Below are 13,763 nucleotides of genomic sequence, written 5' to 3' on the forward strand. Positions count from 1 at the left end.
TCCGCCTTCGGCACCTTCCCCCGCAAGCGGGGGAAGGAAATGGCCGGCGCCGTTCAGGCGCCGCGCGGGCCCCGCGGCTTGGGCGGGCCCTTGCGGTGCGGCGCCGCCGGCTTGTCGCCGAAGCGGCCGGGCTTGCCCGCCGGCTTGCCGGCATGGCCGGACCTGGGCTTGAACGCGCGCGGCGGCGCATCGCCCTCGCTACCGTCGACCTTGCGCATCTGCAGCTGCTGGCCGGACACCCAGACCTTCTTCAGGTGCTGCAGCAACTCGCGCGGCATCTCCGCCGGCAGGTCGAGGATGGAGTAGTCGTCGTGGATGTCGATGCGGCCGATGTAGCGGCTCTCCAGCCCGGCCTCGTTGGCGATGGCGCCGACGATGTTCGCCGGCTTGACCCCGTGCGCGTGGCCGACCTCGATGCGGAAGGTCTCCATGCCGAACTCGGGCTCGCCGCGCGGCGCCTTGGGCTTGGCATCGCGGCGGGGCCGCTCGAAGCTGCCGATATCGCGCTCGTAGTCGAAGTCGCCGCCGTGCGCCGGCGGTTCGGCCGCCGCGCGCGGGGCATGCTCGCGCGGCTCGCGGGCCGGACGCGGTGCCCGGTCGAACTTGGGCTCGAAGCGCGGTGCGCGTTCGCCGCCATGCTCGTGCCGCACCGGGCGCGTGCCGGCCTCGTGCGCACTGCGCGACGGCGCCGACAGCAGGAACGGCGTATCGCCCTGCAGCAGCTTGGCCAGCGCCGCGGCGATCTCGATGGCGGGCACCTCGCGCTCGCGCTCGAAGCGCTGCACCAGCTCGCGGTAGAACGCGATGTCGCCCTCTTCCAGGGTCTCGCCGATGCGCTCCATGAACTTGGCCACGCGGTGGTCGTTGACGGTCTCCACGCTGGGCAGCTGCATCTCCTCGATCGGCTGCCGGGTGGCGCGCTCGATCGCGCGCAGCATGCCCTTCTCGCGCCCGCTGACGAACAGGATCGCATCGCCGGTGCGGCCGGCGCGGCCGGTGCGGCCGATGCGGTGCACGTAGCTCTCGGTGTCGTACGGGATGTCGTAGTTCAACACGTGGCTGATGCGCTCCACATCCAGCCCGCGCGCGGCCACGTCGGTGGCCACCAGGATGTCGAGCTGGCCGTCCTTGAGCTGCTGGATGGTCTTCTCGCGCTGCGCCTGCTGGATGTCGCCGTTGATCGCCGCCGCCGCCAGCCCGCGCGCCTGCAGCTTGCCGGCCAGCTCGTCGGTGGCGGCCTTGGTGCGGGCGAACACGATCATCGCGTCGTACGGCTCGACCTCGAGGATGCGGGTCAGCGCGTCGAGCTTGTGGGTGCCGCCGACATACCAATAGCGCTGGCGGATGTTGGCCGAGGTGGTGGTCTTGGCGGCGATGGTGACTTCGGCCGGGTCGATCAGGTAGGTCTGGGCGATGCGCCGGATCGCCGGCGGCATGGTCGCCGAGAACAGCGCCACCTGGCGCTTCTCCGGCAGCTTCTTGAGCACCGCCTCGACATCGTCGATGAAGCCCATGCGCAGCATCTCGTCGGCCTCGTCCAGCACCAGCGTCTTCAGCTCGGACAGGTCCAGGGTGCCGCGGTCGAGATGGTCGATCACCCGCCCCGGGGTGCCCACCACCACGTGCGCGCCGCGCTTGAGCGCGGCCAGCTGCGGCCCGTAGCTCTGGCCGCCGTACACCGGCAGCACGTGGAAACCGGGGATGTGGCCGGCATAGCTGTGGAACGCCTCGGCGACCTGGATGGCCAGCTCGCGAGTCGGCGCCAGCACCAGCGCCTGCGGCTTCCTCTGCGACAGGTCGACATTGGACAGCACCGGCAGCGCGAACGCACCGGTCTTGCCGGTGCCGGTCTGCGCCTGGCCGAGCACGTCGCGGCCGGCGAGCATGGCGGGGATGGTGGCCGCCTGGATCGGCGACGGCGTCTCGTAGCCGATATCCGACACGGCCTGCATGACGGCAGCGGAGAGGCCGAGATCTGCGAACTGCAGCGGCGCGGGGGTATCTTGGGACATGGTGACTCCGGAGGCACCGCCGCGAACGGGCGGGCGAAAGAGCGCTATTGTGCCGCCTGCGGGGAGCCGTGTCGAAAAGTCCCGTTCAGCTGCGAGGCGGCGCCGTGACGAACTGCCCGTTCGCGCGAATCCCCCCTGCATGTCCGCACAGAACCCGCCCATGCCCCGCCTCGACCGTAGCGAAGCCGCCCGCGCGCGGTTCGCGACCTTGCTCGAACGCCACCGCGGCATCCTGTACAAGGTCGCCGGCAGCTATGCCTTCGGCGCCGAGGACCGCGCCGACCTGCGGCAGGAGATCGCCGCCCAGCTGTGGCGCGCCTTCCCCGGCTACGACCCGGCACGGCCGTTCTCCACCGCGGCAACGTCGGACGCAGCGTCGCCCGCGCCCAGGCGATGCTGGAGGAAATCGAACGCTTCGAGCGCGAATGACCGACAATGGCCGCCGTCCTTCCGGCACATTCCCCATGCAGACCATAGATTTCGAACTCGACCGCGAATACGTCGAACTCAAGCAATTGCTGAAGCTGGCCGGCATCAGCGACAGCGGCGGTGCCGCCAAGGTGCTGATCGGCGACGGCGCGGTGCGCGTGGACGGCGAGGTGGAACTGCGCAAGGCCTGCAAGATCCGCAGTGGCCAGCTCGTGAGCGTCGGCGACGTCGAGATCCGCGTACTCGGCGGGGCCGGCTGAGGCCGCGCCGCCGGCGAAGGCGCCCGCGCTGTCCGGCGGTGCCTTCGGCTTCCGCCGCAGCACGCCGGCGCTGGCGAGGCTCCACCTGCCCCGACTTTTGCCGGATGCCCGAAGAACGGACCCGGCACCGTCGGGTCGCCGGCAATGACTGAGCCGGTCGCGAAGGCATGGCGGCGACGGCCCGGCTGCAGCCTAGCCGAGGAAGCCGTTGGCCGCACCGGACCGGCCGCGCGCACTCCGGCGGCCGTCGCAACCTGTGCGTCCCCGACGAAATCTACCGCTTCATCGCGGGCGATCGCGCCGCTCAGGCGGACGGCCGCCGGTCCTGGATATCCAGCTGCGATGGCCGCGGGTAGAACACCGGCGAGGTCAGGTCCACGCCGGCCTCGGCGAACACCGCCTGCACCTTGAAGCGCAGGTCCGAGTAGATGTACGGCAGCCGCAGCGGCTTGCGCGTGTAGGCGTTGAGCTCGTAGCGCGCCACGGTGTTGTCCAGGCCCACGTGCATCACGTACGGCGCCGGGGTCTGCTCCAGTTCGGGCGTGCGCCGCACCGCTTCGATCAGCAACGGTTCGATCTTCTCGAACGGCACCTGGTAGCCCAGCGACAGCGGCATGTGCAGGATCACCCCGTCGCCGGCCGCCATGCCGCTGTAGTTGACCATCTGCCCGGACAGGATCTGCGCGTTGGGGATGGTGACGATCTCGTTCTGCGGGGTCTGCACGCGGGTCAGCAGCAGGCTGCGCTCGATCACCCGGCCCTCGGTCTGGGCGATGCGCACGTAGTCGTCCACCTGGTACGGCCGCATGTAGGTCAGCACCACCCCGGAGACGATGTTGCCCACCGCCGAGGACGAGCCCAGCGACACCAGCACGCCCAGGAACACCGAGATGCCCTTGAAGGCGCCGGAACTGGCGGCCGGCAGGTACGGGAAGATGATGATGACCACGAACACGACCACCAGCGTCTTGGCCAGCTGGTAGGTCGGCCCGGCCCAGTCCGGATGGAAGCCGCGGAAGCGAACCGTGCCCAGCTCGATCTGGTGGAAGAAGAAGTAGACGCCCTTGAGCAGCACGCGCCCGGCCACCACCGCGAACACGATGAACATCAGCTTGGGGATGTAGTGCACGATGCCCATCGCCACCGAGGCCAGCGGCTCGGTGACGTAATCCAGCGCCTGCTCTTCCAGCTGCTGGGTGGCGGGGAAGAAGTTCAGCGTGACGATCGCCCACAGCACCAGCAGCACCAGGCAGCCGGCCAGCCTGGCCGCGCCCAGCACCGAGGTCAGCAGCGAGACGATGCGCTCCTCGCTCAGCAGCACCATCTTCTGGAAGCGGATGGCCTGGATGCGCGTGCCCTTCCAGGCCCGCACCCGCATCCGCGCGCGCTCCAGCATGCGCATCCACAGCCATGTCAGGATACCGGCGACGGCCAGCGCCAGCAGCGCATACAGCACGGGGAGCCAATCGTCGGAGGAGAACCAGTTCTTCCAGTCTTTCACGTTGCAGTCCAGGGGGCGCGGTCATCCGGTACCGCTGCTCGCACCCCCATTTTAGAACCTGTTCGCGCCCTCTGTAGGAGCGACGTAGGAGCGACTTCAGTCGCGGTCGGGCTTTTACCGGCAAGGCCCCAACGCGACTGAAGTCGCTCCTACGTCGCTCCTACAGGTGGTTCCCCAGCTGGTCCCGCGCCGCCGCGACCCGGCACGGATCCTCAGCGCGGCAGCGCGCGGCGCTGGGTCAGGTGCGCGGCGATGGCCTGCTTGAACGGCGCCACGCCATTGGCCAGGCGCAGCGCGGCATCGCGCAGCAGCCGCGCCGGCAGGCGATCGTCGGTGTACAGCGCGGCGATGGCGTTGGTCGCCTCGTACAGCGGCCGCGTGGCCCAGCGGTGGCTGCGCTCGTAGCCGGCCAGCAATGCCGCAGCGCCGATGTCGCGCCCGCTGGCGGCCGCTTGCGCCACCGCGCCGGACAGCCGCGCCTGGCTCTGCAGGCCGAAGTTGAAGCCGTGCGCGGTCACCGGGTGCATGCCCACCGCGGCGTCGCCGATCAACGCGTAGCGCTGGCCGACGAAGCGGTGCGCATACACCCCCACCAGCGGATAGGCGTGGCGCGAGCCGTCCTGCACCATGGCGCCGAGGCGATGCTCGAACAACCGTGTGATCGCCGCGCCGAAGGCGGCCTCGTCCAGCGCCAGCAGCGCCTCGATCTCGCGCGGCGGCAGCGTCACCACGGCGCCGGCGCGTTCGCCGTTGAGCGGCAGCAGCGCCAGGGTCTTGCCGTAGCCGAACCACTCCCACGCCGCATGGTGGTGCGGGCGCTCGTGGCGCATCCGGCACACCAGCATGGTCTTGCCGAAATCGCGCATCTGCGCGCCGATGCCCATCATCCTGCGGGTACTGGAGAAACGACTGTCGGCGGCCACCACCAGCCGCGCCGACAACTGGCCGCCATCGGACAGGGCGACCTGCGAACGCTCGCTGCCCGGCTGCAGGCCGGTCACCGAGACGCCATCGAGCAGCTCCAGTCCCTCCTGCTCCTCGGTCGCCTGCCAGGCGGCGCGGCGGATCAGGTGGTTGGGCACCAGCCAGCCCAGTTCGCCGGCCTGGCGCTGCTGCGCGGCGAAGGTCAGCGAGAACGGCGAGGAGCCGTTCATCACCTTGGCATCGCGCAGCGCGGAGATCTCGTCCGGGTCGATCCGCTCCCACATCCCGAGCCGCTGCATGATCGAGCGCGAGGCATGGGTCAGCGCGATCTCGCGTCCGTCGAACGCCGGGGCGGCCAGCCTGTCGCGCGGCTGCGGCTCCACCAGCGCGATCGACAACCCGCTGCCGGCCAGCGCGCGCGCGAAGCTCAGACCGGCCGGACCGGCGCCGACGATGACCACATCCACCTGTTTCATGGGCATTCCCGTACAGAATCGCCGGTCAGGATAACGGCCGCCGGCTGCATGCGACGTTGATCTGGATCAGGAAGGTCCGGGCTGGCTTCGCTTAGCGGGCGCGTGGCCCGGGCACGCGCGGCGCTTCCGAATACCGGGAGCGCACCGACTTCGCCATCGCGCTGCAGGCGCGGGCTTGGCCCTTGCCCGGCCATGTGCCGGCCCGGGGACCGGCTAGCCCAGCAACGACCACAGCAGCATCAAGATGCCCAGCAGCGACACGCCCCACACCAGGCTGCGCAGGTAGGGAACGCCGGCTGCGTACAGCGGCACGTAGGCCAGCCGCGCCCAGAAGTACAGCTGCACCGCCAGCGCGCTGCGCCCGTCCTGGCGCCCGGCGATCGCCACCGCCAGAACCGCAGCGGCGAAGAACGGGAAGGTCTCCATGAAGTTGTGCACCACCCGTTCCATCCGCGCGGCCACGCCGGTCAGCGGCGCCGGGGTACCGTCGCGGGCGCTGGCGTTCCACTTCAGCCCGCGCTGCCGCGTCATCAGCGTCGAGGCCAGCATCAACTGCGCGATGCCCAGCAGCACCGACCAGGCCAGCATGCGGATCTCGATACTCATGGCATGTACTCCGGGTTCGACGGCGGCGACGGATCAGGACCTGGGCGGAACGCGCAGGTTGTAGCCGGACAGGCGCCAGGTCTGGTCCTCGTCCAGGCGGAAGGACACCAGCTCGCGCACCGGCTGCGGCGCCCCGGCGAAGCGGCTGGGAAAGCTGACATTGATGTACAGCCCCGCCGGCACCTGCGCGCCCGGCCCGTACTGCACGCGGCTCACCGATGCCTGGCCGCGCCCGACCACCGCGCCCAGCCGCGCGCGCTCCTCGCCTACCTGCTTGACGAAGGCCTCGCGGGCGACGGCCTTCCTGGCCACGGCCGAGGCGCCGTCCCACAGCGGACCGAGCTGCCCGGCATCGACCATCTGCGCGACCTTGAGCGCGGCCTGGCTCATTTCCGCGTCCTGCCGGGCCAGCTGCGCCTGTTGCGCCGGCGTCGGGGCCGACTGGGCCGGCGGCGTGGCCGGCTGCTGGGCCAGGCCGCTGCCGGCGGCACCGGCCATGAGCAGGAAAACGGGCAACAGGCGGGTAATCGAGCGCATCGGGGACCTCGGAAAGTGCTGCGAAGTGGAAGGCCGGAGTCTACGCCGGCGCGCGCACCGGGCGCTCCGGTCGGCGGCTGCCCGGGCCATGCCGAAGCCGGGCGGACGCGGCCCCGGAAAGCGATTCACGCCACGCCGCCGCCGGCCGAGGGCGGCGTACGGTGCCGCCAGACCCGCCAGGTGACCAGCAGCATCCAAGCCGTGCCCGCCACCAGCCCGGCCAGGCTCAGCCAGCTGCCCAGCGATGCCAGCACCTGGACGTGCAGGCCCTGGGCCAGCCGCATCAGGATCTCGGCCAGGACCAGCCCGCCCAGCATCAGCGCCAGCGGCGGCCAGTACGCCCTCAGTGCCCTGCGGGTTCTATCGCCCATGGCCCAACCCCTTCGCGGAAGTGTGCCGACGCTAGCGGCGGCCCGGTGCCGGCGATGTGAAGAGCCCCAGGCCTGCCGTCACGCGCCCTGCAGGCGTGAACTCAACGAATGTCCGTGGCAGACCGGTGCACCACGGCGACACCGGTGGAAGCTCGCGTGCGAAACCGTTTCCTTGAAAGTTCGCCAGCCCGTAGCAGGGCTACTACAGGCCAGGAAGCGCCGCGCCTTCCGACCGCATCGGCGGCTTCGCAACGCCGCACGGCTTCCGGCGCCCCCTAGCCCTCCTGGTGGCCCGCCGGCGCCAGCGGCAACGCCGCCGAATCGATCTCCGACAGCGGACTCTCGTCCGGGCAGGCGGCATCGGGGAAGCCGAAACGCTGCTTGAGCGCCTGGCCGCAGGCGGTCAACGCCTCCATGTCGGCATGCGCGGCCTTGCACTCCTGGTCGAAGGCCACCAGGAACGCATCCTTGCGGCGCAGGAAATCGTCGCCGCACTTGCGCATCTGCTTGATCCGGTCCAGGTCGTCCTGCACCGCGTTGGTGCCGTCCAGGCCGTACTGCTTGAGTTCGTCGGCGGTGAGCAGGCGCACGCTGCGGTTGGGCACGGTCATCATCAGGTCGGCCACCGCCACCGCCACGCCGTTGCGCTCCAGGTAGTCCTTGACGCTGCCGTAGACCTCGTGCAGCTCGCGGTTGAGTTCGGCGCGCGAGGTCGCCCTGGAGCTGATGCGCATCATCCGGTGGATGCCGACCTTGCCCGAGACCAGCCGGTTGTCGCCGGCGGCGAGCACGAACACGCAGGCGCTGTGGCAGATCGAGCCCTCGCGTACCCAGATCGTCCAGCCCGACTCGCCGATGGCGTCGCCGGCGCGGATCGCCGCCTCCACCTGGCCGCCACTGGAATCCAGGTCGAGGATGCGCTTGCCGATGCCCAACCGGTCGGCCACCGCCGCCGCGCGCCAGACCAGCTCGGCGAACCCGTCGTTGATCTTGCCGGCGTAGCGCACCCGCAGCAGCCCGCGCTCGGCGCACGACGCCAGCGCCGCCTCCATCGCCGGCTGGTCCAGCCCGGCCAGCGGCTCGCCATCGCCGGCCTCGCCGGCGTAGTCGGTATCGCAGCTCACCCATGCCTGGCCCTGCTGCAACTCCGCGGCCGGCCATTCCTTCGATTGCGGCGACGGCCGCGGCGAAGGGGCGGCGGTGGCCGTATCCACCGACACCATGTGGTCGCCGTCCACCGCGGACTGCCGCAGCGGCACCTCGGCCTGGGTGCGATCGGGCGCCTCGCCCTGGCTGCAGGCCGCAAGCGCGAGCCCAAGGCACAACCAGAACGGGCAACGACTCTTGAGCATGCGGGGTTCGACTTTGCCGATGCGGCGATGCGGGATGCCACAGTCTAGGCGCCGCATGGCGGGATCGACAGGCCATTCATCAATGCGCGATGAATCGCCGTCCCGGCGGCGGCCGCCCGCCGGCATCCATGTCCGAAAACGGCCAGCAACACGGTCCGGGGTGCCTACACTGGGCGCCATGGAACCCCGCCACCTGCCCCGGCCCGAACTGTACGAACGCGCCCGCCTGTCGCGCGATGCGCGCTTCGACGGCGTGTTCTTCACCGCCGTGCGCAGCACCGGCATCTACTGCCGTCCGGTCTGTCCGGCCCCGCCGCCCAAGCCCGGCAACGTCACCTACTACCCCACCGCCGCGGCCGCCAGCGCGGCCGGCTACCGCCCCTGCCTGCGCTGCCGGCCGGAGCTGTCGCCGCAGGCGCAGCGCCACCTCGACGACGCCACGCTGCAACGCGCGCTGGCGCTGCTCGGCGAAGGCGCGCTGCAGGACGGCGCGGTGCCGCAACTGGCCGGACGCGTCGGCCTGAGCGCGCGCCAGCTGCAGCGGCTGTTCGTCGCCCGGCTCGGCGCCACGCCGGCGCAGGTGCACGCCACCCGCCGCCTGCTGCTGGCCAAGCAGCTGCTCACCGAGACCACGCTGCCGGTCACCCAGGTGGCGCTGGCGGCCGGCTTCAACAGTCTGCGCCGCTTCAATGCCGCCTTCGCCCAGGGCTGCGGCATGCCGCCCACGGCGATCCGCCGTCAGCGCAGCGCGCCGGCCGGCGGCGAGCTGACGCTGCGCCTGGGCTACCGCCCGCCGCTGGATTTCGTGGCGATGCTCGACTTCCTGCGCCGGCGCGCCATCCCCGGCATCGAGCGCATCGGCCAGGACAGCTACGAGCGCGTGACCGGTCCGGCCGAGTCGTCCACCCTGATCCACGTCAGCGCCGATCCCCGCCGGCCGGAGCTGCTGCTGCGCATCGGCGCCACCGATCCGCGCGCCATCCCCGGCATCGTCCGCCGCGTGCGCCGGATGTTCGACCTCGACGCCGACCTGAGCGCGGTACACGAAGTGCTGGCGCACGATCCGCTGCTGGCCGCCGCCATCGCCAGGCGCCCCGGGCTGCGCGTGCCCGGCGGCTGGGACGGCTTCGAAGTGGCGGTGCGCGCGGTCCTGGGCCAGCAGGTCAGCGTGGCCGGCGCGGCGACGCTGGCGCGGCGGCTGGTCGAACGCCACGGCCAGGCCCGCGCGGACATGCCGCCGGGCCTGGACCGCAGCTTCCCCAGCGCGCAGGCGCTGCGCGAGTTGCCGCTGGAGACCCTGGGCCTGCCTCGCACGCGTGCCGCGACGCTGCGCGCGCTGGCCGCCGCCCACGCCGACGGCCGGCTCGATTTCAGCGGCGGCCAGCGCCTGCAGGACTTCATCGTCCAGTGCACCGCCCTGCCCGGCATCGGCCGCTGGACCGCGCACTACATCGCCCTGCGCGCGCTCGGCCAGCCCGACGCCTTCCCCGCCGGCGACCTGGTGCTGCAGCAGGTGCTCGGCGAAGGCCAGCGGCTGAGCGAACGCCAGGCCGAGGACCGCTCGCAGGCCTGGCGGCCCTGGCGCGCCTACGCCGTGCTGCATCTCTGGCACCTGGCCGCCGAGCGCGGCAAGCAGACCTGAGACACGCATCCGTTCCGTTTGCCACAGCGCATGCAGCAGCACCGCCAGCGCATGCTCCACGCCCGACAGGAGAATCGCAATGACCCCGCTCAGCTACGACGCCTTCGACAGCCCGATCGGCATCCTCACCGTGGCCGCCGACGCGCATGGCCTGCGCCACATCCTGTTCCCGCAGAACCGCTACCAGCCGCAAGGCCGCGAACACTGGCGCCACGACCCCGCCGCACTGGCGGATGCGCGCGCGCAACTGCTGGAGTACTTCGCCGGCCGGCGGCGCCGTTTCGAACTGCCGCTGGCGCCGGCCGGCACCGCCTTCCAGCTGCAGGTCTGGCAGGCGCTGGCGCAGATCCCGTTCGGCGCCACCTGGAGCTACGCCGAACTGGCGCGCCACGTCGGCCGGCCAAGCGCCAGCCGCGCGGTCGGCGCCGCCAACGGCCGCAACCCGCTGCCGATCGTGCTGCCCTGCCACCGCGTGATCGGCGCCAGCGGCGCCCTGACCGGCTTCGGCGGCGGCCTGCCCACCAAGGCCGCGCTGCTGCGGCTGGAAGGCGTGGACATGCCGCAGTTGCGGCAGGACGAGGACCTGTTCGCCTGAGCCGGCCGCACTGACGCGACGCCCGCGCCATGGCGAGGGCGTGCCGCCAGTTCCCGAGCAAGCCGTGCCGCTCCTGCGCAAGCACACTACCTCCCCGGGAAAGACAGCAGGACGAGGCGCCCCGTAGCCCGCTTAAGCGAAGCGCACCCGCGAACCGGAGGAACACAGCGCCCCGGGTGCGGCCGGCGGCCTTGCCCGGGCTACGAGGACTGAAACCATGAAACCGGTCGTCAACGAACGTGGAGAAAGGCTGGTGTCGATCCTCCGGATCGGCGAAGCGGCTGCAGCTTCGTTTCCGATCGCATTCGCCCTGATCATCGGATTCGCGAAACCTGGGTACCTGCTGGTACACGACACCCGCCGGCGGATCTGGGAACTGCCGGGAGGGTTTCTCGATCCGGGCGAATCGGCGAGGCAGGCCGCACTGCGGGAATTGCAGGAAGAATCCGGACAGATCGCTGTATTGCCTCGCTGGGAAGCACTGCTTGAACTGGAGTTTCCCGGCAACGGCGTGGCACACAGCACATATGGGGCGCTGTTCAGCGCGACGATTCGCGCTCCACGCCGCTTCGACACGAACGCTGAGATCGATGCCATCGGATTCTGGCCTCGTTGCTCGCTTCCGGCGGATGTCTCGGCCATCGACCGGTCCCTTCTTGATCACTTCCCGGCAAGCGAAGACGCTCCTCCGGTCAGGTAGCCCGCGGTCACGATGTTGCAGGCGCGACAAATCGAGGTCTTCGCGCTGTCATCCACGCACCGTATCATTGCCGAATGATTCAGTTCCGCCCCTTCCTTGCGGCCGCCGCGGCGCTGCTGCTGGCCGCCTGTGCCTCCTCCCCGTCCTCCCCTTCTCCCGTCGCCGCCGCGTCCACGCCGGCAGCGCCGACCGTGCTGCTGGTCTCCATCGACGGGCTGCGCGCCGACGTGCTCGACCGCGGCATGGCACCCAACCTTTCGCGCATCGCCGCGCAGGGCGTGCGAGCGCGGTGGATGAATCCCTCCTATCCCTCGCTCACCTTTCCCAACCACTACACCATCGTCACCGGCCTGCGCCCGGACCACCACGGCATCGTCAACAACACCATGCACGACGCCGCGCTCGGCGGCTTCTCGCTGTCCGACCGCGACGCGGTCGGCGACGCACGCTGGTGGGGCGGCGAGCCGCTGTGGGCCGGCGTACAGAAGGCCGGCATGCGCGCCTATACCTGGTCGTGGCCCGGCAGCGAGGCCGCCGTCGGCGGCATCCGCCCGACCCGCTGGCACAACTTCGACGCCAGCGTGCCGCAGCAGGCGCGGGTGGACGAGGTACTGGGCTGGCTGTCCGAACCGGTCTCCACGCGGCCGCGGCTGGCCACGCTGTACTTCGAGCATGTCGACCATGCCGGCCACGATTACGGCCCGGACTCGCCCGAGTACGCGCAGGCCGTACGCGAGGTGGATGCCGCCGTCGGGCGCCTGCAGGCCGGGCTCGTGCGCCGCGGACTGACCAGCACGGTGGACCTGGTGATCGTCTCCGACCATGGCATGGCCACGGTAGCGCCCGGCCATTTCGTCGTTGCCGAGGACATGCTGCCGGCGCAGCTGGCCACCATCGTCTCCGTCGGCCAGTCGGTCGGTTTCGAGCCGCTGCCCGGACAACAGGCCGCCGCCGAGGCGCACCTGCTCGGTGCGCATCCGCAGCACGACTGCTGGCGCAAGCAGGATCTGCCGGCCCGCTGGCACTACGGCACGCACCCGCGCATCCCCGCCATCGTCTGCCAGATGCACGAGGGCTGGGATGCAGTTCGGGCCGAGTGGGCCAAGCGCCGCCGCGCCGACGGCGGCACCCGCGGCTCGCACGGCTTCGATCCGGCGCTGCCGTCGATGCGCGCGGTGTTCATGGCCTCCGGTCCGTCGTTCCGCCAGGGCCAGACTTTGCCGCCGTTCGACAATGTCGACGTCTACCCGCTGCTGGCGCGCCTGCTCGGCATCGAGGCCGCGCCCAACGACGGCGACCCGGCCACGCTGCTGCCGGCGCTGCGCGACGGAGTCGGCTCGCCGCGCTGAACATCCCGACCGCCTCGTCCGAGGCGGTCGTCCAGGGCCGCATAAGGACAGTCGCACCTGCGGCCCAAACGAAAAACGCGGCGCAAGCGCCGCGTTTTCCACCTGAGGGGCAGTGCCCGGCTCAGCCGGCCTTGGCGACCGTCTTCTTGGCCACGGCCTTCTTGGCCGGCGCCTTGACCACGGTCTTCTTGGCGACCGGCGCGGCGGCGCCCACGATCACCTTGGCCACGCTGTGGCTGCGCGAATTGCCATAGCTGGAGTTGTAGCGCTTGCCCTTGGCAGTTTTGCGGTCACCCTTACCCATGCGGATACTCCTAAGAAAAGATTGAACATTCGGCCGCGCCGTTTTCCATGCGCGAGGCCGCAAAGACTAACACACGCACCGGAATCGCTGCCCCGGGCGCGACCAGCCCTCGAGTGGATGGCAAGCCCTCAGTGGGCGCAGCGCGCGTCGTGCACGTGCCAGTGGTTCAGCCGCAGGTTGAGCAGGTGCGCCAGCCCCACCAGCATGCCGCCCAGCGTCATCACGGCCGCATGCGGAACCGTCGATTCGTGCAGCGGCGGGTACAGCACGCCCAGCCACAGCAACAGCAGGCCGGCCAGCAGCACGCTCAGGGCACGGAACAGGTGGTGACGGCGATAGCCCCAGACCAGGCTGAACAGGCCAAGCACGCTGACAAACACCACGAAGCCGATCTCGAGCGCATCGTCCAGCAGGAACGAGAGCCCCAGCGACGGGATCACGGCCAGCAGCATCGGCAGCAGGGCGCAATGCACGGCACACAACAACGAGCCCGTGGCGCCGAAGCGGTCGAGCAGGCGGGACAGGGGCGATTTGTTATCAGACATGACTTCCGGGCCATCACACTTTCCGTTTGGAACATTATAACATTGTCGATGTCGTAACCAGACAAGCCCCCACCGCTCCACCCCTCAACGCTTGCCCCTTGAGTGCTGCCGACCGCCCCAGGCGGCCGGCCTGGACAGCATCCCACCGGCTGCGCATCCC

14 protein-coding genes and 1 pseudogene are annotated in these 13,763 nt (G+C 70.7%); 6 read left to right on the forward strand and 9 right to left on the reverse strand.

Annotated features, from left to right (window positions below; translation table 11 throughout):
- Positions 1 to 53: 53 nt before the first annotated feature.
- Positions 54 to 2,012 carry a DEAD/DEAH box helicase gene (locus LRX76_RS14820; RefSeq protein WP_231806402.1) on the reverse strand — a complete coding sequence of 653 codons (1,959 nt, stop codon included), beginning with the start codon at positions 2,010 to 2,012 and terminating at the stop codon, positions 54 to 56.
- A gap of 160 nt (positions 2,013 to 2,172) precedes the next feature.
- Between LRX76_RS14820 and LRX76_RS14825 the strand changes: the two are divergent.
- Both LRX76_RS14825 and LRX76_RS14830 read left to right on the forward strand, forming a co-directional pair.
- A pseudogene (locus tag LRX76_RS14825) lies at positions 2,173 to 2,367 on the forward strand (sigma factor); the annotation flags it as partial.
- Between the two features lie 109 nt (positions 2,368 to 2,476).
- Positions 2,477 to 2,701 (forward strand): RNA-binding S4 domain-containing protein, encoded by a 225-nt coding sequence (locus LRX76_RS14830; protein ID WP_231806403.1) that lies wholly within the window; start codon positions 2,477 to 2,479, stop codon positions 2,699 to 2,701.
- Between the two features lie 304 nt (positions 2,702 to 3,005).
- On the opposite strand, the gene LRX76_RS14835 is transcribed toward LRX76_RS14830, so the two are convergent.
- From LRX76_RS14835 to LRX76_RS14860, 6 genes are all read right to left on the reverse strand, one after another.
- Complete coding sequence (locus LRX76_RS14835; protein WP_231806404.1) at positions 3,006 to 4,202, reverse strand: mechanosensitive ion channel domain-containing protein; 1,197 nt, start codon at positions 4,200 to 4,202, stop codon at positions 3,006 to 3,008.
- Between the two features lie 212 nt (positions 4,203 to 4,414).
- Entirely contained in the window at positions 4,415 to 5,602 is a 1,188-nt protein-coding gene (gene ubiM, locus LRX76_RS14840; protein ID WP_231806405.1) for a 5-demethoxyubiquinol-8 5-hydroxylase UbiM, read from the reverse strand.
- 213 nt (positions 5,603 to 5,815) lie between these two features.
- On the reverse strand, positions 5,816 to 6,208 hold the full coding sequence (locus tag LRX76_RS14845; RefSeq protein WP_231806406.1) for an MAPEG family protein: 393 nt from the start codon (positions 6,206 to 6,208) through the stop codon (positions 5,816 to 5,818).
- 33 nt (positions 6,209 to 6,241) lie between these two features.
- Positions 6,242 to 6,706 (reverse strand): DUF4019 domain-containing protein, encoded by a 465-nt coding sequence (locus tag LRX76_RS14850; protein ID WP_231806449.1) that lies wholly within the window; start codon positions 6,704 to 6,706, stop codon positions 6,242 to 6,244.
- A gap of 164 nt (positions 6,707 to 6,870) precedes the next feature.
- On the reverse strand, positions 6,871 to 7,116 hold the full coding sequence (locus tag LRX76_RS14855; RefSeq protein ID WP_231806407.1) for a hypothetical protein: 246 nt from the start codon (positions 7,114 to 7,116) through the stop codon (positions 6,871 to 6,873).
- A 275-nt stretch (positions 7,117 to 7,391) separates the two neighbouring features.
- Positions 7,392 to 8,468 (reverse strand): hypothetical protein, encoded by a 1,077-nt coding sequence (locus tag LRX76_RS14860; protein WP_231806408.1) that lies wholly within the window; start codon positions 8,466 to 8,468, stop codon positions 7,392 to 7,394.
- A gap of 178 nt (positions 8,469 to 8,646) precedes the next feature.
- Here LRX76_RS14860 and LRX76_RS14865 point away from each other — a divergent pair, with 178 nt between their 5' ends.
- The 4 genes from LRX76_RS14865 (at position 8,647) to LRX76_RS14880 (ending at position 12,754) form a co-directional block, all read left to right on the forward strand.
- Positions 8,647 to 10,110: an AlkA N-terminal domain-containing protein gene (locus tag LRX76_RS14865; protein ID WP_231806409.1), complete on the forward strand. Its 1,464-nt coding sequence runs from the start codon at positions 8,647 to 8,649 to the stop codon at positions 10,108 to 10,110.
- A 79-nt stretch (positions 10,111 to 10,189) separates the two neighbouring features.
- Positions 10,190 to 10,705, forward strand: coding sequence for a methylated-DNA--[protein]-cysteine S-methyltransferase (locus LRX76_RS14870; RefSeq protein ID WP_231806410.1), 516 nt, complete (start codon positions 10,190 to 10,192; stop codon positions 10,703 to 10,705).
- A 217-nt stretch (positions 10,706 to 10,922) separates the two neighbouring features.
- Entirely contained in the window at positions 10,923 to 11,405 is a 483-nt protein-coding gene (locus LRX76_RS14875) for an NUDIX hydrolase (protein ID WP_231806411.1), read from the forward strand.
- Between the two features lie 74 nt (positions 11,406 to 11,479).
- Positions 11,480 to 12,754 carry an ectonucleotide pyrophosphatase/phosphodiesterase gene (locus LRX76_RS14880; protein ID WP_231806412.1) on the forward strand — a complete coding sequence of 425 codons (1,275 nt, stop codon included), beginning with the start codon at positions 11,480 to 11,482 and terminating at the stop codon, positions 12,752 to 12,754.
- Positions 12,755 to 12,875: 121 nt separating this feature from the next.
- Here LRX76_RS14880 and LRX76_RS14885 read toward each other — a convergent pair whose 3' ends face one another.
- Both LRX76_RS14885 and LRX76_RS14890 read right to left on the reverse strand, forming a co-directional pair.
- Complete coding sequence (locus tag LRX76_RS14885) at positions 12,876 to 13,058, reverse strand: 30S ribosomal protein THX (protein WP_231806413.1); 183 nt, start codon at positions 13,056 to 13,058, stop codon at positions 12,876 to 12,878.
- A gap of 128 nt (positions 13,059 to 13,186) precedes the next feature.
- Positions 13,187 to 13,603: a MerC domain-containing protein gene (locus tag LRX76_RS14890; protein ID WP_231806414.1), complete on the reverse strand. Its 417-nt coding sequence runs from the start codon at positions 13,601 to 13,603 to the stop codon at positions 13,187 to 13,189.
- Positions 13,604 to 13,763 lie beyond the last annotated feature (160 nt).

Source organism: Stenotrophomonas sp. MMGLT7 (assembly GCF_021168555.1).
Lineage (GTDB): Bacteria > Pseudomonadota > Gammaproteobacteria > Xanthomonadales > Xanthomonadaceae > MMGLT7.